Origin of the sequence: Streptomyces mutomycini, from assembly GCF_001700505.1 — a bacterium.
Lineage (GTDB): Bacteria > Actinomycetota > Actinomycetes > Streptomycetales > Streptomycetaceae > Streptomyces > Streptomyces mutomycini.
The window spans coordinates 1-18,009 of record NZ_MAPV01000059.1; the positions used below are offsets into that span (position 1 = coordinate 1).

An 18,009-nucleotide genomic window follows, 5' to 3' on the forward strand; every position below is an offset into this window, starting at 1 on the left:
GATCCCGACGCCACCCGCGCCTCGGAGGTCGCGGTGCGGACGGGTGCGACCCCCGTCGCCGGTGCCGAGGAGGTGTTCGGCGCGGGTGGCGTCGGGATCCGTCACCACCAGCGAGGCGACGGCGGGATTGCGTGCCAGGAGGGCCGCATGGAAGGAACCGATCCGGCCCGTACCGATGAGTCCGATGCGCATGGACCCAACGTGCCGCCCACCAGACGCACTGTCAACCATATGTCCTTACAAACAAGAGGGTGTGGCGCGACGGTACGGGGTACGCTCCGTGCCGTGCCCAAACCCACCGCCGACTCCGCCGCCCTGGGGCTGGGCGTGGACCGCACCAGCCCTGTCCCGCTCTACCACCAGCTGGCCCTGCAGCTGGAGGCGGCCATCGAGCAGGGACGGCTCGCGCCCGGCAGCCTCCTGGGCAACGAACTGGAGCTCGCCGCACGGCTCGGACTGTCCCGGCCCACCGTCCGCCAGGCCATCCAGTCGCTCGTCGACAAGGGCCTGATGGTGCGCAGGCGCGGTGTCGGCACCCAGGTCGTGCACAGCCGCATCAAGCGTCCGCTCGAACTGAGCAGCCTCTACGACGACCTGGAGACCGCGGGCCGGAACCCGGCGACCCGGGTCCTGCGCAACACGGTCGAGCAGGCGACCGCCGAGGTCGCCGCCGCGCTGGGAGTGGAGGAGGGCGGCGACGTCCACCTCGTCGAGCGGGTGCGCTACACGCATGACGAGCCCATGGCGCTCCTGCGCAACCACCTGCCCGTGGGGATGCTCGACCTCGGCACCGAGCTGCTGGAGTCGACGGGCCTGTACCGGATGATGCGCGCCTCGGGAATCACCCTGCACAGCGCCCGGCAGTCCGTGGGCGCCCGCGCCGCCACCGCAGAGGAGGGCGAAGTGCTCGCGGAACCCGTGGGGGCCCCGTTGCTGACGATGGAGCGCACCACTTTCGACGACGGCGGAAGAGCGGTCGAATTCGGCTCGCACGTCTACCGGGCCTCGCGTTACGCCTTCGAGTTCCAGCTGCTGGTCCGCCCCTGAGCCGCTTCTGCGAGCCCGGGTCGGAATGTTCGGACAAAAACGTTGACGCGGTCATGCTAGGTCGTTAGAACGGCCTGGGGGCGCGGCCCGCGCCCCTGCCGGGCCATGCCGGTCGGGGCTCGGGGATACTTGGCCCGCCGGGCGGCGAGTCCGCCGTCCCCGGCATCAGGCAGCACAGCGAGCAGCACTAGAAGGGCACGGCGTCGTGGCAAGGGTTCGGACAGGGGTACGCGCGATGGGCGCCGTGCTGGCAGCGGTTCTGGCGGCCTCCCTCGTGGGATGCAGCAGCACCGGCGGCAAGCGGGCGGAGGAGCGTGCGGCCAAGGAGGCCGCCGAAGGCCGGTCCGCGGTGAACACGCCCCGCTGGACGTTCGCCATGGTCACCCACTCGGGTGATGGCGACACCTTCTGGGACATCGTCCAGAAGGGCGCCGAGCAGGCGGCCGTCAAGGACAACATCAACTTCCTGTACTCGCACAACGACGAGGGCCAGCAGCAGGCCGAGCTCGTACAGACCGCGATCGACAAGAAGGTCGACGGACTGATCGTCTCGCTTGCCAAGCCCGACTCGATGAAGACCGTCGTGGCCAAGGCGGTCAAGGCCGGCATCCCCGTCATCACGGTGAACTCGGGATCCGCCGAGTCCAAGGCCTTCGGCGCGCTCACCCACATCGGCCAGGACGAGTCCATCGCGGGCGAGGCCGTCGGCGACGAGCTCGAGAAGCGCGGCCGCAAGAAGGCACTGTGCGTCCTGCACGAGCAGGGCAACGTCGGACACGAGCAGCGCTGCGCCGGGGCGAAGAAGACCTTCGGCGGGAAGATGCAGAACCTCTACGTCGACGGCACCAACATGCCCGACGTCCAGGCGTCCATCGAGGCAAAGCTCGACTCCGACAAGAGCATCGACGCGGTCGTCACCCTCGGCGCGCCCTTCGCCGCCGCCGCCGTCAAGGCGAAGCGGACCGCGGGCAGCAAGGCAGAGATCGACACCTTCGACCTCAACGCGAGCGTCGCCACCGGACTGCAGAACAAGACCCTCGGCTTCGCCGTCGACCAGCAGCCCTATCTCCAGGGCTACGAGGCCGTCGACCTGCTCTGGCTCTACCGCTACAACCAGAACGCGCTCGGCGGGGGCCTGCCCGTCCTGACCGGCCCCCAGGTCATCACCCGCGACGACGCCGACGCGCTGGCGGCATACACGGATCGGGGAACCCGATGACGGCGACCGGGCAACCGGCGGCGCCCCGCACCGACGAACGACTGCTGCGCACCTCCCCGCTGCGCAAGCTGCTCGGCCGGCCCGAGCTCGGCTCGGTCGTCGGGGCCGCGGCGGTCTTCCTCTTCTTCGCGATCGTCGCCGACAGCTTCCTCCAGGCCTCCAGCCTCGGCACGGTGCTGTACGCCGCCTCCACCATCGGGATCATGGCGGCGCCCGTGGCGCTCCTGATGATCGGCGGTGAGTTCGACCTCTCCGCCGGTGTGATGGTGACCAGCTCAGCGCTGATCTCCTCGATGTTCAGCTACCAGATGACCGCGAACGTCTGGGTGGGCGTCTTCGTGTCGCTGCTGGTCACCCTGGGCTTCGGCGCGTTCAACGGCTTCATGCTGACCCGCACCAAGCTCCCGAGCTTCATCATCACGCTCGGCACGTTCCTGATGCTGACCGGCCTGAACCTCGGCTTCACCAAGCTGATCAGCGGCACCGTGTCGACCAAGGCCATCGGGAACATGGAGGGCTTCGAGTCCGCCCGCAAGGTCTTCGCGTCCTACCTCACCATCGGCGGCGTCGAGCTCAAGGTCACCATCCTGTGGTGGGCCGCCCTCGTCGCGATCGCCACCTGGATCCTGATCCGCACCCGCTTCGGCAACTGGATCTTCGCCGTCGGCGGTGAGGCCGACGCCGCGCGCGCGGTCGGCGTCCCGGTGATCCGTACGCGGATCGGGCTCTACCTCGGTGTCGCCTTCGCCGCCTGGGTCTCCGGGCAGCACCTGCTCTTCTCGTACGACGTGGTGCAGTCCGGCGAGGGCGTCGGCAACGAGCTGATCTACATCATCGCGGCCGTCATCGGCGGCTGTCTGATCACCGGCGGCTACGGCTCCGCGATCGGGTCCGCGATCGGCGCGATCATCTTCGGCATGACCAGCAAGGGCATCGTGTACGCGGAGTGGAACCCCGACTGGTTCAAGTTCTTCCTGGGGGCGATGCTGCTCCTGGCCACCCTGCTCAACGCATGGGTACGCAAGCGCGCGGAGGCGACGAAATGACGGCCACCCAGGCTCCGGCCCCCCGGGACACGGCCGGCCCGGCGCTCGTCGAGCTCGACGGCGTCAGCAAGTACTACGGCAACATCAAGGCGCTGGAGAACGTCTCGCTGGAGGTGCGCGCCGGGGAGATCTCCTGCGTCCTCGGCGACAACGGAGCGGGCAAGTCCACCCTCATCAAGATCATCGCGGGGCTGCACCGGCACGACGCCGGTACGTTCCTGATCGAGGGCGAGCAGACCACGCTGGCCAATCCGCGCGACGCCCTCGACCGGGGCATCGCCACCGTCTACCAGGACCTGGCCGTCGTTCCGCTCATGCCGGTCTGGCGCAATTTCTTCCTCGGCTCCGAGCCGACGAAGGGCTCCGGCCCGTTCAGACGCCTCGACGTACGGCGGATGCGCGAGACGACCCGCGCGGAGCTGCTGCGCATGGGCATCGACCTGCGGGACGTCGACCAGCCCATCGGGACGCTGTCGGGCGGTGAGCGCCAGTGCGTGGCCATCGCCCGTGCCGTGTACTTCGGTGCGAAGGTGCTCGTCCTCGACGAGCCGACCGCTGCACTCGGCGTCAAGCAGTCGGGGGTCGTACTCAAGTACGTCGCGGCCGCCAGGGACGCCGGGCTCGGCGTGGTCCTCATCACGCACAACCCGCACCACGCCTACCTCGTGGGCGACCGGTTCGTGCTGCTCAAGCGTGGTGCGATGTCCGGAAGCCACACGAAGCAGGACGTCACTCTGGACGAACTGACCCGTCAGATGGCCGGTGGCAGCGAGCTCGACGAGCTCAGTCACGAGCTCGAACGGGCCCCCGCGCCGGACCACCTCGGAGGCCGGGCGGCCGGGGACGACACCCCATAAGTTCGATTTCGCACCCCCCGTCCCCGACACGAAGACCGGTTCCGGGGGCGGGGGAATGGCAGAATCGTGCACGGCGGGCGCCGTCCGCCGCCGGACGGACCACCGACCGGCCCCCCGACCTGCGCAGGGACGATGAGCACGTACCGCGACTTCACACACCGCGGCTCCGCCCGCGCCACCGTCCTGCGGACCGTCGGCACCAGGGAGCGGCGCTCGCATCTCACGGCGCCCAGGGTCCCCACCGTCGGGATCGACATCGGCGGTACGAAGGTGATGGCCGGCGTCGTCGACGCCGACGGCAACATCCTGGAGACCCTGCGCACCGAGACGCCCGACAAGTCCAAGAGTCCGAAGGTCGTCGAGGACACGATCGTCGAACTGGTCCTGGACCTCTCCGACCGGCACGATGTGCACGCCGTCGGGATCGGCGCGGCGGGCTGGGTCGACGCGGACCGTTCCAAGGTGCTGTTCGCCCCGCACCTCGCCTGGCGCGACGAACCCCTCCGTGACGCCATCGCCTCCCGGCTGGTGGTCCCCGTGATGGTCGACAACGACGCCAACACGGCGGCGTGGGCGGAATGGCGCTTCGGCGCGGGCCGCGGCGAGGACCACCTGGTCATGATCACGCTGGGTACCGGCATCGGCGGCGCGATCCTGGAGGACGGGCACGTCAAGCGCGGCAAGTACGGCGTCGCGGGTGAGTTCGGCCACATGCAGGTGGTGCCCGGCGGGCACCGCTGCCCGTGCGGCAACCGCGGCTGCTGGGAGCAGTACAGCTCGGGCAACGCCCTCGTGCGTGAGGCCAGGGAGCTGGCCGCTGCGGACTCCCCGGTCGCGCACGGCATCATCGAGCGGGTCAAGGGCAACATCCCCGACATCACCGGGCCGCTCATCACCGAACTGGCCCGTGAGGGCGACGCGATGTGCGTCGAACTCCTGCAGGACATCGGCCAGTGGCTCGGCGTCGGCATCGCCAATCTCGCGGCCGCCCTGGACCCGTCCTGCTTCGTCATCGGCGGCGGTGTCAGTGCGGCCGACGACCTGCTGATCGGCCCGGCCAGGGACGCCTTCAAGCGCCACCTGACCGGCCGCGGCTACCGCCCGGAGGCCCGGATCGCGAAGGCACAGCTCGGCCCCGAGGCGGGTATGGTCGGCGCCGCCGACCTGGCGCGCCTGGTCGCCCGGAGGTTCCGGCGGACCAACCGCCGCCGGGTCGAGCGCTACGAACGGTACGCGCAGTTCTACGACCAGGCCGCCACCACCATCCGGAACACGCGCGGCACCCGTAGCACCGACTGAACCGGGGGCCGCACGCCGCGGCACCGGGCCACCCGCAACCCCGCTCCGAACAGCAGCTTCGAGGGATCACCGACCATGACCGCAGCCGAGCACCACATCGTGCCGCGCCAGCCCCCTTCGTCCGGCTCCTCCGGACCGTCCGGCCCCTCGGGCTCCGCCGGGCCCCCCGGTCCCGCCGGTTCCTCCGGCGACGGTGCGGGGACGCCTCCTCCGGACCGGCGCAGGGTGATCCGCCGCCGCCTGATCACGCTGACCATCATCGTCCTGCTCATCGGCATCCCGGCCGGCTACCTGGTGATCTCCGCAGGGCAGAGCCGCCGCTCCGGCCAGGACAAGGAGGCCGAGGCAGCCGCCCAGGGACTGCGCGAGGCCTGGCCGTCCGGCATGCAGCGCAGGATCTTCGAACTGCCCATTCCGGGCAATGCGGAGGGGGTCCAGTACTACGAGACGAACAACTGGAAAGCCAGCCGGATGTACGTGAAGTTCCGTACGACCTCCGCCGGGCTCGACCGCTTCCTGAGCGGTGTCGGCACCGGCCGTGCCGCACTGGAGACCGGCAGGGTGACAATCAGCGGACGGGACACCAAGGTCACCGGCTGGTACTTCGGTCCGGGCGTCGACTGGGCGGGCACGGTCCACAAGAACAAGGACCCGCGCCCCACCCAGAACATCACCGTCAACATGACCGATCCGGCGGCCCCGGTCGTCTACGTGGTCTCCGCGTCGACCCCCTGACGGCGAGCGGACGGGCCGCTCATCATCGCGTGCCAGTGAAACGAACCCCCGCCGGCCGATACCGCCGGGGTGTGCCTGACCCGGCCGGGTGCCGGCAGGCGGCGCAGTTCCCGAATGCCTGCGAGAGTGAGTAGGCCCATACGGGCCGGTCACGCGAGCCCGGTGCATCCGACGAGGTCTGCAGGACCGATGGCGGTTCTCGCGGACGGTACGCATCACGGCGACGGAGCGCGGACCACTGCTGTCGGCCGAAGGGCTGGGCGGACCTGGAACGTCGAGAACACGTGGAGGTACCGATGCCGGACGCGGTGGTTGTCGGCGCCGGGCCGAACGGTCTCGTGGCGGCGAATCTCCTTGCCGCCGCGGGATGGAGCGTGGAAGTGCTGGAGGCGCAGCCGTGGCCGGGCGGCGCGGTCCGCAGCGACCGTGGTGTCCACCCGGACTACGTGAGCGATGTTTTCAGCGCCTTCTACCCGCTGGCCGCCGCCTCGCCGGTCCTCGGCGGGCTGGAGCTCCAGGAAGACGGGCTCGGGTGGGTCCGCGCCCCGCGTGTGCTGGCGCATCCGCTGCCGGACGGCCGGTGCGCCGTACTGGAAAGCGGGGCGGAGGCCACAGCAGCGGGGCTTGACGCGTTCGCGGCGGGCGACGGGGCCGCATGGCTGGATCTGTACGGCACATGGAGTCGTCTGGGCCCCGACATCCTGCGGGCCCTGTTCACCCCTTTCCCGCCGGTACGCTCCGCCGTTCGTCTCGCTGCCCGGCTCCGGGCGTCCGGCGGTCTCCGGATGGCACGGACGATGGTGCTGCCCGTGCGTCGCCTGGGGGAGGAGGAGTTCCGCGGCGAGGCGGCCAGGCTCCTCCTCGCAGGCAACGCGCTGCACGCGGACCTCGGCCCCGAGGCAGCGGGAAGCGGAGGCTACGGATGGCTCATGTCCATGCTCGGGCAGACCTACGGCTTTCCGGTGCCGGTAGGGGGAGCCGGAGCCCTCACGACGGCCCTGGTGCGCCGGCTGGAGCGGCACGGCGGCGTGGTCCGCTGCGGAGAGCGCGTGAGCGAGATCGTCGTGCGCGGCGGACGCGCCGTCGGCGTACGCACCGCGGGGGGCGAGGCTGTACCGGCCTCGCGTGCTGTGCTCGCCGACGTGTCCGCGCCGGCGCTGTACGGCGAACTGGTCGACGCGCGGCATCTCCCCGGCCGGCTGCTGAGTGACCTGCGCCGGTTCCAGTGGGACTTCGCGACGTTCAAAGTCGACTGGGCGCTGAACGGCCGAGTGCCCTGGACCGCCGGGGACGCCGCCTCCGCGGGAACGGTCCACCTGGCCGACGGGGTCGACGGTCTGACCCGCTTCTCCGCGCAGATCGCGACAGGACAGGTGCCCGACCGCCCCTTTCTGCTCTTCGGACAGATGACCACCACGGACGCCACGCGCTCACCGGCCGGTACGGAGTCGGCTTGGGCGTATACCCACGTCCCGCACCGGATCAAGGGGGACGCGGGCGGGGACAACCTGACAGGACGATGGGACCTGCGCGAGCAGGAAGCCATGGCCGACCGAATGGAGAAAGAAGTCGAACGCTGGGCGCCAGGCTTCCGCTCCCGCATCCTGTCCCGGCGCCTTCTGGCGCCGCCCACCCTCGAGTCCATGGACGCCAACCTGCACGGCGGCGCCATCAACGGCGGCACCGCGGCCGCTCACCAGCAACTCGTGTTCCGCCCGACATCCGGTACCGGGCGGCCCGAAACACCGGTGAAGGGCCTGTACCTCGCCTCGGCCTCGGCCCACCCCGGCGGCGGCGTGCACGGAGCCCCCGGCGCCAACGCCGCGCGGGCGGCGCTGCGCGGTGGGTTCTCACGCCCATGGTGCCGGCTGACCGGCTGACCGGCTGACCGGCTGCCGAACGGTGAGGGCAGGGCCGGCACCACATCACGCCGCGCGCGGTGGTGACGCTCAGACGCTGCGGGGAGGCAGTGGGCGCACGGCCGGTCCGTGAAGCACCTCGCCGTCGATGCCGAAGCGCGAACCGTGACACGGGCACTCCCAGGTGGTTTCCGCCTCGTTGAAGGCGACCAGGCAGCCGAGATGCGTGCAGCGCGCCGACACGGCGTGGGCCGTACCGTCCTCATCCCGGTATACGGCGCAGCGGCGTCCCTCGACCCGTACGACCGCACCTGAGCCCGGGGCGATCTCGGCGACCGAGTCCACATGAGTGGTCCTCAACCTGTCACCTACGAAGTGCCGGGCGACCTCCGCCTGCTGCTTCAACAGGGCCGCGCCCTCCCGGACGGTGCTCCACAGACGGCGCGGGTCGTACAGTCCTGCCCACTCGGGTTCCGCGCCGGTGAGCGTCGACGCCAGCAACTGTCCGGCCATGGCGCCTCCGCTCATGCCCCAGCCGCCGAATCCGGTCGCCACGTACACGTGGCGTGCGCCCGGATGGAAAGGGCCCACCAGCGGCACGCCGTCGCTCACGTCGTTGTCCTGGGCGGCCCACCGGTATGCGGTGTCGCCGACCGGGAAATGTTCGTGCATCCATCCGTCCAGCCGCAGGAAGCGCTCGCGGCTGTCACCGGTGCCGGGCAGGAAACTCTCGCCCGTGACGATGAGCAGCCGCCGGCCCTCGTCGAGCGGGGCGGTACGGACCGATCGCTTCTCCATGTCGTCCGTGATGTACATGTGCTCCGGTGCCTCGGAGGCGGGGATGGAAGCGGCGACGACCAGTTCGCGGCGCGGCGACAAGCGGGCGAAGTGGAGCGCGCGGTCGAAGACCGGGTAGTGCGTGGCGACGACGACGTCCTTCGCCGTGATCGTCGCGCCCCGCTCGGTTGTCACCTTGCACGGACTGCCCTCGGTAAGGCCGGTCACGCGGGTTCGTTCGTGAATGACACCGCCTCGTGCGGTGATGTCATCGGCCAGCGCCAGGAGGTACTTGCGCGGGTGGAATTGCGCCTGGTGTGCGACGTGCACAGCTGCGTGCACGGGGAACGGCAGGTCCGTCTCCGTCACGAAGCCGGCGTCCAGACCCGCTTCTGCGGCAGCCTCGGCCTCGGCTTCGAATGTGGCACGCCGTTTCGGGTCGATGGTGAAAGTAAGGGCCGACGATCGCTCGAGGTCGCAGTCGACGCCCAGCTCCGTCGCGACTGATGCGACCCGCTCCACCGCTGCCTGCTGGGAGTGGGCGTACTGACGTGCGCCTTCCTTCCCGCGCGTGCGGCGCAGTCGTTCGTAGACGAGGGAGTGAGCCGCTGTGAGTTTCGCGGTCGTGTAGCCGGATACTCCGGCAGCAACGCGGTCCGCTTCGAGCACGACCACGTTCCGTCCGGCCCGGGTCAGTTCCCAGGCGGTGCTGAGGCCGGCCATACCCGCGCCGATCACGACGACGTCCGCCGTCGTGTCGGCGTCCAGCGTCGGCCACCGGGTGCCCGGAGTCGTGGCCATCCAGTAGGACTCCGCCAAGCCGGGCAGTTCATCTCGTGTGGTCATGAACCACGTGTTCCCGCAGCAGCCGGAAGGAGACGCGGCGGGACGCCGATTCCCCTGAGCGGCTCTGGTTTCCGCAGCTGCGCCCCGCTGAAGTCCGTGGCCCCGGTGGGGGTGGCGCGGTGAAACTCCGGCGCCCGGAAGATCAATGGTTGCGCCGGGAACAGCCGGTGGGGCCGGCACGGTTGCATCGGCTGAGGAACCGGCACCGCGCAAGCGGAGAACACGGAGACCACAGGGCCGGCCGCCCACCGGGGTCCGGGCCTCGAGATCGTGGCGCGCCCGCCGGACCAATACGAACTTATGCAGGAGGACCGTTTCATGACTGACCGGCCGTTGACTCTCATGGCAGTGCACGCTCATCCCGACGACGAGGCAACGGGAACCGGAGGGGTCCTCGCGCGGTACGCGGCGGAAGGCATCCGTACCGTTCTCGTGACATGTACCGACGGCGGTTGCGGTGACGGAACGGGTGGCGTCAAGCCGGGCGATCCCGGGCACGATCCGACGGCTGTCGCCTCGATACGCCGCGAAGAGCTCAGGGCGAGCTGTGACGTCCTGAAGATCAGCGATCTGGAGATGCTGGACTACGGCGACTCCGGGATGACCGGCTGGCCGAGCAACGACGCCCCCGGATCCTTCTGGCAGACCCCCGTGGAGGAAGGCGCTGCCCGACTTGCGGAACTCATGCGGCACTACCGGCCCGATGTGGTCGTCACCTACGACGAGAACGGCTTCTACGGCCACCCCGACCACATCCAGGCCCACCGCATCACGATGGCGGCACTGGAGATGACCGCGCTGACACCGAAGGTGTACTGGACGACGATGCCGCGCTCGATGATGCAGCGGTTCGGGGAGACCATGCGCGAGTTTCATGAGGACATGCCGGAGCCGGATCCTGCCGAGGCCGCCGCGATGGCCGAGATCGGCCTCCCCGACGATGAGATCACCACGTGGGTGGACACCACCGCGTTCAGCGGCCAGAAGTTCGATGCGCTGGCCGCGCATGCCAGTCAGGGCGAGAACATCTTCTTCCTCAGGATGGGCAAGGAGAGGTTCGGCGAGTTGATGGGCATGGAGACCTTCGTCCGCGTCAAGGACGCCACAGGCGCGGCCGTACCCGAGAACGATCTCTTCGCCGGACTGCGCTGATCCGCCCGTCCGGCCGGTGCCGGGTGAGCGCACCGGCCGCACGGAGCGATCGAGTGCGTCACGCACTTGACGGCAAGCGGCACCCGCTACGCCGTTGCCGGCCTCAGCAGGCTCGCTCCTCCGGTGAAGGCCACCGACGTGACGTGGAGTGGCACGGTCCGGTTATTTCGTGGCGCCTGAAGCGAAGCCGTTGTAGATGTAGCGCTGGAGGAACAGGAACGCGATCAGCGTCGGGAGGATGACGAGTACGGCTCCTGCTGAGATGTTCTCCCAGTGGGCTCCGAAGGGGCCTTTGAACCGGAACAGGGCTGTGGAGATCGTGCCGAGTTCCTGGGAGGGCATGTAGAGGAACGGGATGTAGAAGTCGTTGTAGGTGGTGATGCCTTTGATGATCACCACGGTGGCGACCGCCGGCCTGAGCAGCGGGAAGATGATCTTTCGGTAGATCGTGAAGGAGTTCGCGCCGTCGAGTCGCGCGGCTTCGTCGAGGGAGACCGGGATGCCTCGGACGAACTGCAGGAAGATGTAGATCGAGACGATGTCCGTGCCCATGTAGAGCAGGATCGGGGCCCACCGTGTGTCGAACAGGCCGAAGCTGTTGACCACCTGGAAGGTGGCCACCTGTGTGGTGACCCCGGGGACCAGTGTGGCGACCAGGAAGAGCCCCATGACGAGCTTCCTCGCCCGGAAGTGGAAGCGGTCGATGGCGTAGGCCGTCATCGAGCCGATGATCACGGTGCCGGTGATCGAGAACAGCAGGATGAACGCGGTGTTGCCGAACGCCGTCAGCATGTGGCCGTCGGAGAATGCGGTGGCGTAGTTGCTGAAGTTCAGCCAGTCGCGGGGCAGTGAGAGCGCACCGCGGTCGGTGACCTCCTCGGACGTCTTGAGAGAGGTGAGGAAGACGACTGCGAGGGGGAGGAGCACGACCAGCGGGGCGACGACGAGCGACAGGTAGACGAGTGTCTGTCCGAGTCGGCCGCGCCAGCGAGCGCGTCGCGGGTCGGACCCGGGACGGGTGCGAGAGGCGGTCTGCGGGGCCGTGGTCATACGAGGTCCACCTTTTCGTCGGGCACGAGCCGGCGCTGGATCCAGGTGATCAGCAGAATGATCAGCAGCAGCACCACGGCGGCGGCCGAGGCCAGCCCCGTCTTGTTGAACTGGAACGCGAGTTTGACTGTCTGGATGACGAACGTCGAGGTGCCGGTCGCGCCGCCGGTCATGATGTACGGGATCTCGAAGACCGCCAGGGACCCGGAGATCGCCAGGATGATGCTGAGGCTCAGGACGGGCTTGATACCTGGCGCGATGATGTGGCGGAACTGCTGCCATCGGGTCGCGCCGTCCAGCTGGGCGGCCTCGTAGAGCTCGCCAGGGATGGACTGGATGGCACCGAGGAACAGGACGAAGTTCAGGCCGGTGAAGCGCCAGACCGAGACGCCCGCGAGCGAGGTGTTGGCCGATGTGGGGTCTCCCAGCCACGCGTGGTCGGTGTCCGAACCGAACCAGGACAGGACCGAGTCCAGGGTGCCGCCGTCCTGGAAGAAGTACAGGAAGACGAATCCGATGGCCACGCCGTTGATGAGGTACGGGAAGAACAGGAGTCCCTTGAACAGGTTGCGGTACCGCAGGTTGAAGCTGAGCACCGTGGCGAAGTAGAGCGCGATGGCGATCTGCGCCACGGAAGCCGCGAGGTAGTAGAAGCTCACGAAGAACACCCGGAAGAGCTCCGGCCGGGTGAAGATCTGGACGTAGTTGTCCGCGCCGGTGAAGTTCCGGTCCGGGCTGATGCCGTCCCAGTCCGTGAAGCTGTAATAGATCATGTTCCCCACAGGTACGTAGGTGAACGTGACCAGCAGTACCAGCGGTGCCAGCAGGAAGAGCCACGGGGTCGCGCGTCGCAGCAGTCGTCCTCGCGTCCGGTGTCCTCCCGGACTCCTGCCGCTCCGGGCGGTCCTGCGAAGTGAGGGGGTGGCACGGTGAGTCTTCACGCTCGCCACCTCGGTCGTCTCGGTCATGTCGGGGCCTCTCGTCGTCCGCGTCGTCGTCCTGTGTGCGCGGGAGGATCAGGGCCCCGGCCGGTGTCGTACGGCCGGGGCCCGCCTCACCGGCTCAGGAGCCGGCGGTCTTCGCCGCCTCGTCCCACTTCTTGTTCAGGTCGGTGAAGTAGTCCTCGAGGCTGCCCTTCTCCGCACCGCGGGCGATGTCGATCAGCTTCTGGCGGTAGTCGGGCTTGTTGAGCCCGATCTCGGCCGCGTTGTCGATGTCGTTGACCGTGCCGGTTTCCCGCTCGGACCGCTCCACGAAGGTGACATCGTTGTCAACAAAGTCCTTGAGGGTGTCCGGCATCGGAGCGGACTTGAGAGTGGGGACAGCACCTTCCTTGGCCGAGTAGCCGGACTTCTCGGTGAACCAGTCGACCCAGGCCCGCGCCGCGTCCTTGTGCTCGGAGTGGGCGTTGACCGCCTGCTGGTAGTCCGAGACGAGCGTGGCGCAGTACTCCTTGTTGCCCTTCTGGACCGGGAACGGCATGAAGCCGAGGTCGTCGGGGTTCGCCCCGGCCTTCTCGGCCGCGTCCTTCATCTGCGTGATCGACCAGGAGCCCAGCATCATGGTGCCGATCTCGCCCTTGGCGAGCTTGGTCTTGGATGCTTCCCAGTTCGTGGTGTTGGGGTCCTTCTCCGAGAGGCCACCCTTGACGGTGTCGTGCAGCAGGGTGTCGATCACGTTGAGCTCGCTGCCCTCCTTCCAGGGGGAGACCGCGCCGGCGAGGTCGTTGGTGACGTAGTTGTCGCAGGTCACCGATCCGATGTTGGCGGTCCACTGGACCAGCGGCCAGCCGTCCTTGAAGTTGGTGTAGTAGGGGACGGCGTCGGTCTCGGCCTTGACCGCCTTGAGCCCCGCGATGAACTCCTCCGGTGTCTTCGGCCACTCGGTGATGCCGGCCTTCTTCCAGACGGCCTGGTTGTAGACGAAGCCGTTGGCGGTGCCGAACTGGGCGAGACCGTAGACCTTGCCGTCGACGTCCGTCTTGTCGCTGAAGCGGTACTTCTCCGACATCTCCTTCGAGGTGCCGAGGGGGGCGAAGAACTTCGGGTAGTCGTTCTTGGGGACAGCGGCCGGGATCATGAGGACGTCGCCGTAGTCCTCGGTGTTCATTCGGATCTTGACTTCGCCCTCATAGTCGGTGAGTCCCTCGAACTTCACCTCGACCTTGGGGTAGACCTTGTTGAACTCCGCCGCGTAGGCGTCCATGGCGCCGCTCTGGACCAGGTCCGTGCGCTGCGTGAGGACCGTGATCGTGCCGGTCGTCCTTCCCGGATCCGTGGGCGCCTTCGCCGTCTCGGTCGACGCCGCGCCTCCGCCGCTGCATCCCGTCGCGGCCAGTGTCGCAACGGTCAGAAGTGCGCCTGCGAGCGTCTTCGTCTTCCCCATGTGCCCAACTCCTATAGATGGCGGCTCAGCTCTGCGGTGGGATGTTGGCACTATGAGAGGAGGTGTGTGAACCGGTAAAGCTCCCGATTCCCCTGACGATGCCTAATCGTTACCGGATGGCCCGCAAGTGCGGAATGAAGGGCCCCTGTGTGTTCTCGACTTGCGACGGTGTGACTAGACCGGTTTATAGACAGTGATCGATCGGAGGGTTAAGTTGTGCGGCGTCATACATATGCCAGCGCGCCCGAAGGCGATTGGAGCCGCACCATGAAGGACGTCACCCCGCTCACCGACGGCTGGAGCCTGCGCCATGACCAGGCGCTGCTGCCGGCGCAGGTCCCCGGCTGCGTGCACACCGATCTGCTCGCCGCCGCTGTCATTCCGGACCCCTTCCTCGAACACAACGAGACCGAGGTCGCCTGGGTCGGCCGACGGGCGTGGACGTATCTCAACGATGTCTCGCACGACAGTCGGCATGAGCGGACCGACCTCGTCTTCGACGGCCTGGACACCGCGGCCGGGATCACCTTCGCCGGGCGGGAGATCGGTAGGACCAGGAACATGCACCGCACCTATCGGTTCGACGTCACGGGGCTGACCGGACCGCTCGAGGTGCGCTTCGCCTCGGCCTACGACGAGGCCGAGGCGGTACGCGGGGTCACCGGGGACCGGCCCAACGTGTATCCCGAGCCGTTCCAGTACATCCGCAAGATGGCCTCCAGCTTCGGCTGGGACTGGGGGCCGACCCTCGTGACCGCCGGCATCTGGCGGCCCGTACGCCTGGAACACTGGTCGACCGCGCGTCTCGCGTCCGTCCGCCCGCTGGTGACCGTCGACGAAGCCACGGGAAACGTGGAGGTCAGGATTCAGGTGGAGCGCACGGCCCAGGGGGCGGGCAGGAGTCTGCTGGCCCGCGCCACGGTGGCCGGCAAGACGGCGGAGGCCCGTTTCGAGGGCGACGAAGCCGTGCTGCGCCTGACGGTCGAGCGGCCCCGGCTCTGGTGGCCGCGCGGATACGGAGACCAGCCCCTCCACGACCTGGACGTCACCCTCCTCGACCAGGACGGGGAGCTGGACACGTGGCACCGGCGCATCGGGTTCCGTACCGTCGAGCTGGACCGGAGCCCCGACGCGCGGGGCACGGGCTTCACCCTCGTCGTCAACGGCGAGCGGGTGTTCGCCCGCGGGGTCAACTGGATCCCCGACGACGTGTTCCCCTCACGCATCACCCCCGAGCGCTACCGCACCCGGCTCGCTCAGGCGGCGGACGCAAACATCGACCTCGTACGGATCTGGGGCGGGGGCATCTACGAGGACGAAGCGTTCTACGACGCATGCGACGAACTCGGCCTGATGGTCTGGCAGGACTTCCTCTTCGCCTGTGCCGCCTATCCGGAGGAGCAGCCTCTGCGGGGTGAGGTGGAGGCCGAAGCCCGCGACAACGTTGTCCGGCTGATGCCGCACGCCAGCCTCGTGCTCTGGAACGGCAACAACGAGAACCTCTGGGGCTTCCGCGACTGGGACTGGGAGCCCGGACTCGCCGGGGACTCCTGGGGCGAGGGCTACTACCTCGGTCTGCTGCCCCGCGTGGTCGCCGAGCTCGATCCCACCCGCCACTACGCCGCGGGCAGCCCTTGGTCCGGATCGTGGGACCACCACCCCAACGACCCCGACCACGGCACGTACCACTCGTGGGAGGTGTGGAACCGCCAGGACTACGCCGAGTACCGCGCGAACGTCCCCCGTTTCGTCTCCGAGTTCGGCTGGCAGGCGCCTCCCACCATGGCAACGCTCCGGCGCGCCCTTCCCGGGGAGATCCTGGCACCCGACTCCCCGGGAATGCTGCACCACCAGAAGGCGGAGGACGGCAACGGCAAGCTCAACCGTGGAGTCGAACGCCACTTCACCCTGCCCGAAGGCGACTTCGACCGGTGGCACTACCTGACCCAGGTCGTTCAGGCCCGTGCTGTCGCCGCGGGTATCGAACACTGGCGCTCGCACTGGCCCACCTGCGCGGGCACCGTCGTCTGGCAGCTCAACGACTGCTGGCCGGTCAGCTCCTGGGCCGCGATCGACGGGGACGGCCGCCCCAAGCCGCTCCACCACGAGCTGCGCCGCGTCTACGCGGACCGGCTGCTGACCCTGCAGCCCGGCGACGAGGGCCTGGTGCTCGCCGTCGTCAACCAGTCCGCCACACAGTGGCGCACGTCGGTGACACTCAGCCGACTCGAAGCCGACGGTACGCAGCTCGGCCGCAGCGTACTGGAGGCGACCGTCGCCCCGCGTTCCGTCCTGCGGCTCCCGGTTCCCGGCGGGACGGTGCCGGCCGGGTCCACCGCCAAGGAGTTCCTCGTCGCCGACGCCGACGGACTGCGGGCCACGTACTTCCCGGTGCCCGACAAGGACTTCGCCTATGTGCGGCCGGACTTCGGCGTCGAGGTGGAACCGGTTTCGGGTAGCGGCGGTAAGGTCGACATCGTGGTCAACGCACACACCCTCGTCAGGGATCTTCTGCTTCAGGCCGACCGGCTGAGCCCCACCGCCGCCGCCGACCGCGGTCTCGTCACATTGCTGCCTGGCGAGCAGGTCCGCATCCGGGTCGACGGCTGCGGCGACGTGGCCGCGGATGACGTTCGCGCTGCCTTGTTCTGCGCGGATACGAAGTGAACAGTCCGGCACGCATCACCATCAAGGACGTCGCAGCCCGCGCGGGTGTCTCCAAGGGGGCTGTCTCGCTGGCGTTCAACCAGAAGCCGGGCGTCTCGGACGCTACACGCCAGCGGATCTTCGAGGCCGCGAAGGAGCTGGGCTGGGCGCCCAACCTCACCGCGCGCAGCCTGTCCAGCCAGCGGGTCGACATCATCGGACTGGCACTGTGCCGTCCCGCCCGGCTGCTCGGACTCGAACCGTTCTACATGGACTTCATCTCCGGCATCGAGAGCGTGCTTGCCGACCGCTCGTACTCGCTGCTCCTGAGGCTGGTGCGGGATCTCGACGAGGAGACCGAGCTCTACAAGTCCTGGTGGCGCAGCCAGACGATCGCCGGTGCCATCCTGGTCGACTTCCACGAGGACGATCCGAGGGTCCCGTCGCTGCAGTCCATCGGGCTGCCGGCGGTGGCCGTCGGACATCCGTCACTCACCGGATCCTTCCCCGCGGTGTGGACCGATGACGCCACGGCCGCGGCCGAGGCCGTCCGCTATCTGGCGGCGCTCGGGCACCGGCGCATCGCACGCGTCGGAGGGCCGGTCGGTCTGGGGCACAGCGCCATCCGAGCCACCGCCTTCGCAGCCACGATGCGTGACCTGGGCCTTGAGGAGGGCCGGCAGATCGCGACCGGTTTCGACGGAAGCGAGGGGGCCAGGGCCACTCGCTCTCTTCTGGTGTCGGCAGAGCGTCCGACGGCCATCGTCTACGACAACGACATCATGGCTGTGGCGGGCGCCGGCGTCGCCGCCGAGATGGGTTTCGTGGTTCCTGATGACGTGTCGCTGCTCGCCTGGGACGACTCGCAGCTGTGCCGGATCACGCATCCCACCCTGTCGGCCATGAGCCATGACGTGCACAGCTTCGGGGCACAGGTGGCCCGCACCCTGTTCGCGGTCATAGGAGGTCAGCACACCGGTTCCGTTCAGGTCCCGACACCGTCACTCACTCCCCGCGGTTCCACCGCACAGGCGCCCGCCCGGAGCTGACAGCCATTCCCGCGAAGCGCTGCGGCCTCCCCGCCCGGACCA

At 68.8% G+C, this 18,009-nt stretch carries 14 protein-coding genes and 1 pseudogene; 10 read left to right on the forward strand and 5 right to left on the reverse strand.

Going from position 1 to position 18,009, the window contains the following annotated elements; all coding sequences use genetic code 11:
- Positions 1 to 192, reverse strand: a pseudogene (locus BFF76_RS33640) (Gfo/Idh/MocA family oxidoreductase); the annotation flags it as partial.
- Between the two features lie 93 nt (positions 193 to 285).
- Between BFF76_RS33640 and BFF76_RS09860 the strand changes: the two are divergent.
- From BFF76_RS09860 to BFF76_RS09890, 7 genes are all read left to right on the forward strand, one after another.
- Positions 286 to 1,047 carry a GntR family transcriptional regulator gene (locus tag BFF76_RS09860; RefSeq protein WP_065848029.1) on the forward strand — a complete coding sequence of 254 codons (762 nt, stop codon included), beginning with the start codon at positions 286 to 288 and terminating at the stop codon, positions 1,045 to 1,047.
- A gap of 205 nt (positions 1,048 to 1,252) precedes the next feature.
- Positions 1,253 to 2,266: a sugar ABC transporter substrate-binding protein gene (locus BFF76_RS09865; RefSeq protein ID WP_465270524.1), complete on the forward strand. Its 1,014-nt coding sequence runs from the start codon at positions 1,253 to 1,255 to the stop codon at positions 2,264 to 2,266.
- Entirely contained in the window at positions 2,263 to 3,312 is a 1,050-nt protein-coding gene (locus BFF76_RS09870; protein WP_065848030.1) for an ABC transporter permease, read from the forward strand. Before BFF76_RS09865 ends, BFF76_RS09870 begins: the two co-directional genes overlap by 4 nt.
- Entirely contained in the window at positions 3,309 to 4,169 is an 861-nt protein-coding gene (locus tag BFF76_RS09875) for an ATP-binding cassette domain-containing protein (RefSeq protein ID WP_031092772.1), read from the forward strand. Before BFF76_RS09870 ends, BFF76_RS09875 begins: the two co-directional genes overlap by 4 nt.
- Positions 4,170 to 4,301: 132 nt before the next feature.
- Positions 4,302 to 5,468: an ROK family glucokinase gene (locus BFF76_RS09880; RefSeq protein ID WP_053930759.1), complete on the forward strand. Its 1,167-nt coding sequence runs from the start codon at positions 4,302 to 4,304 to the stop codon at positions 5,466 to 5,468.
- A 75-nt stretch (positions 5,469 to 5,543) separates the two neighbouring features.
- Positions 5,544 to 6,203, forward strand: a complete 660-nt coding sequence (locus BFF76_RS09885) for a hypothetical protein (protein WP_031092769.1) — start codon at positions 5,544 to 5,546, stop codon at positions 6,201 to 6,203.
- 296 nt (positions 6,204 to 6,499) lie between these two features.
- The gene (locus BFF76_RS09890; RefSeq protein ID WP_065848033.1) at positions 6,500 to 8,083 is read left to right on the forward strand and encodes a phytoene desaturase family protein; all 1,584 of its coding nucleotides are present in this window, start codon (positions 6,500 to 6,502) and stop codon (positions 8,081 to 8,083) included.
- A gap of 69 nt (positions 8,084 to 8,152) precedes the next feature.
- Here BFF76_RS09890 and BFF76_RS09895 read toward each other — a convergent pair whose 3' ends face one another.
- Positions 8,153 to 9,685, reverse strand: a complete 1,533-nt coding sequence (locus BFF76_RS09895) for an FAD-dependent oxidoreductase (RefSeq protein ID WP_065848031.1) — start codon at positions 9,683 to 9,685, stop codon at positions 8,153 to 8,155.
- 318 nt (positions 9,686 to 10,003) lie between these two features.
- Between BFF76_RS09895 and BFF76_RS09900 the strand changes: the two genes are divergently transcribed.
- Positions 10,004 to 10,837 carry a PIG-L family deacetylase gene (locus BFF76_RS09900; protein WP_031092765.1) on the forward strand — a complete coding sequence of 278 codons (834 nt, stop codon included), beginning with the start codon at positions 10,004 to 10,006 and terminating at the stop codon, positions 10,835 to 10,837.
- 162 nt (positions 10,838 to 10,999) lie between these two features.
- Here BFF76_RS09900 and BFF76_RS09905 read toward each other — a convergent pair whose 3' ends face one another.
- The 3 genes from BFF76_RS09905 to BFF76_RS09915 form a co-directional block, all read right to left on the reverse strand.
- Positions 11,000 to 11,887, reverse strand: a complete 888-nt coding sequence (locus BFF76_RS09905) for a carbohydrate ABC transporter permease (RefSeq protein WP_065848032.1) — start codon at positions 11,885 to 11,887, stop codon at positions 11,000 to 11,002.
- Positions 11,884 to 12,855, reverse strand: a complete 972-nt coding sequence (locus BFF76_RS09910; protein WP_031092762.1) for a carbohydrate ABC transporter permease — start codon at positions 12,853 to 12,855, stop codon at positions 11,884 to 11,886. The genes BFF76_RS09905 and BFF76_RS09910 overlap by 4 nt, the downstream gene beginning before the upstream one ends.
- 94 nt (positions 12,856 to 12,949) lie before the next feature.
- Positions 12,950 to 14,272, reverse strand: coding sequence for an ABC transporter substrate-binding protein (locus BFF76_RS09915; RefSeq protein ID WP_031092760.1), 1,323 nt, complete (start codon positions 14,270 to 14,272; stop codon positions 12,950 to 12,952).
- A gap of 267 nt (positions 14,273 to 14,539) precedes the next feature.
- Here BFF76_RS09915 and BFF76_RS09920 point away from each other — a divergent pair, with 267 nt between their 5' ends.
- On the forward strand, positions 14,540 to 16,939 hold the full coding sequence (locus tag BFF76_RS09920) for a glycoside hydrolase family 2 protein (RefSeq protein ID WP_031092758.1): 2,400 nt from the start codon (positions 14,540 to 14,542) through the stop codon (positions 16,937 to 16,939).
- Positions 16,936 to 17,967 carry a LacI family DNA-binding transcriptional regulator gene (locus BFF76_RS09925; protein ID WP_031092757.1) on the forward strand — a complete coding sequence of 344 codons (1,032 nt, stop codon included), beginning with the start codon at positions 16,936 to 16,938 and terminating at the stop codon, positions 17,965 to 17,967. The genes BFF76_RS09920 and BFF76_RS09925 overlap by 4 nt, the downstream gene beginning before the upstream one ends.
- Positions 17,968 to 18,009 lie beyond the last annotated feature (42 nt).

Bases quoted from the DNA above. Each gene is read 5' to 3' on its own strand.
- BFF76_RS09870 (WP_065848030.1), top strand. From the start codon at position 2,263: ATGACGGCGACCGGGCAACCGGCGGCGCCCCGCACCGACGAACGACTG.
- BFF76_RS09875 (WP_031092772.1), top strand. From the start codon at position 3,309: ATGACGGCCACCCAGGCTCCGGCCCCCCGGGACACGGCCGGCCCGGCG.
- BFF76_RS09880 (WP_053930759.1), top strand. From the start codon at position 4,302: ATGAGCACGTACCGCGACTTCACACACCGCGGCTCCGCCCGCGCCACC.
- BFF76_RS09885 (WP_031092769.1), top strand. From the start codon at position 5,544: ATGACCGCAGCCGAGCACCACATCGTGCCGCGCCAGCCCCCTTCGTCC.
- BFF76_RS09890 (WP_065848033.1), top strand. From the start codon at position 6,500: ATGCCGGACGCGGTGGTTGTCGGCGCCGGGCCGAACGGTCTCGTGGCG.
- BFF76_RS09895 (WP_065848031.1), bottom strand. From the start codon at position 9,685: ATGACCACACGAGATGAACTGCCCGGCTTGGCGGAGTCCTACTGGATG.
- BFF76_RS09900 (WP_031092765.1), top strand. From the start codon at position 10,004: ATGACTGACCGGCCGTTGACTCTCATGGCAGTGCACGCTCATCCCGAC.
- BFF76_RS09905 (WP_065848032.1), bottom strand. From the start codon at position 11,887: ATGACCACGGCCCCGCAGACCGCCTCTCGCACCCGTCCCGGGTCCGAC.
- BFF76_RS09910 (WP_031092762.1), bottom strand. From the start codon at position 12,855: ATGACCGAGACGACCGAGGTGGCGAGCGTGAAGACTCACCGTGCCACC.
- BFF76_RS09915 (WP_031092760.1), bottom strand. From the start codon at position 14,272: ATGGGGAAGACGAAGACGCTCGCAGGCGCACTTCTGACCGTTGCGACA.
- BFF76_RS09920 (WP_031092758.1), top strand. From the start codon at position 14,540: ATGAAGGACGTCACCCCGCTCACCGACGGCTGGAGCCTGCGCCATGAC.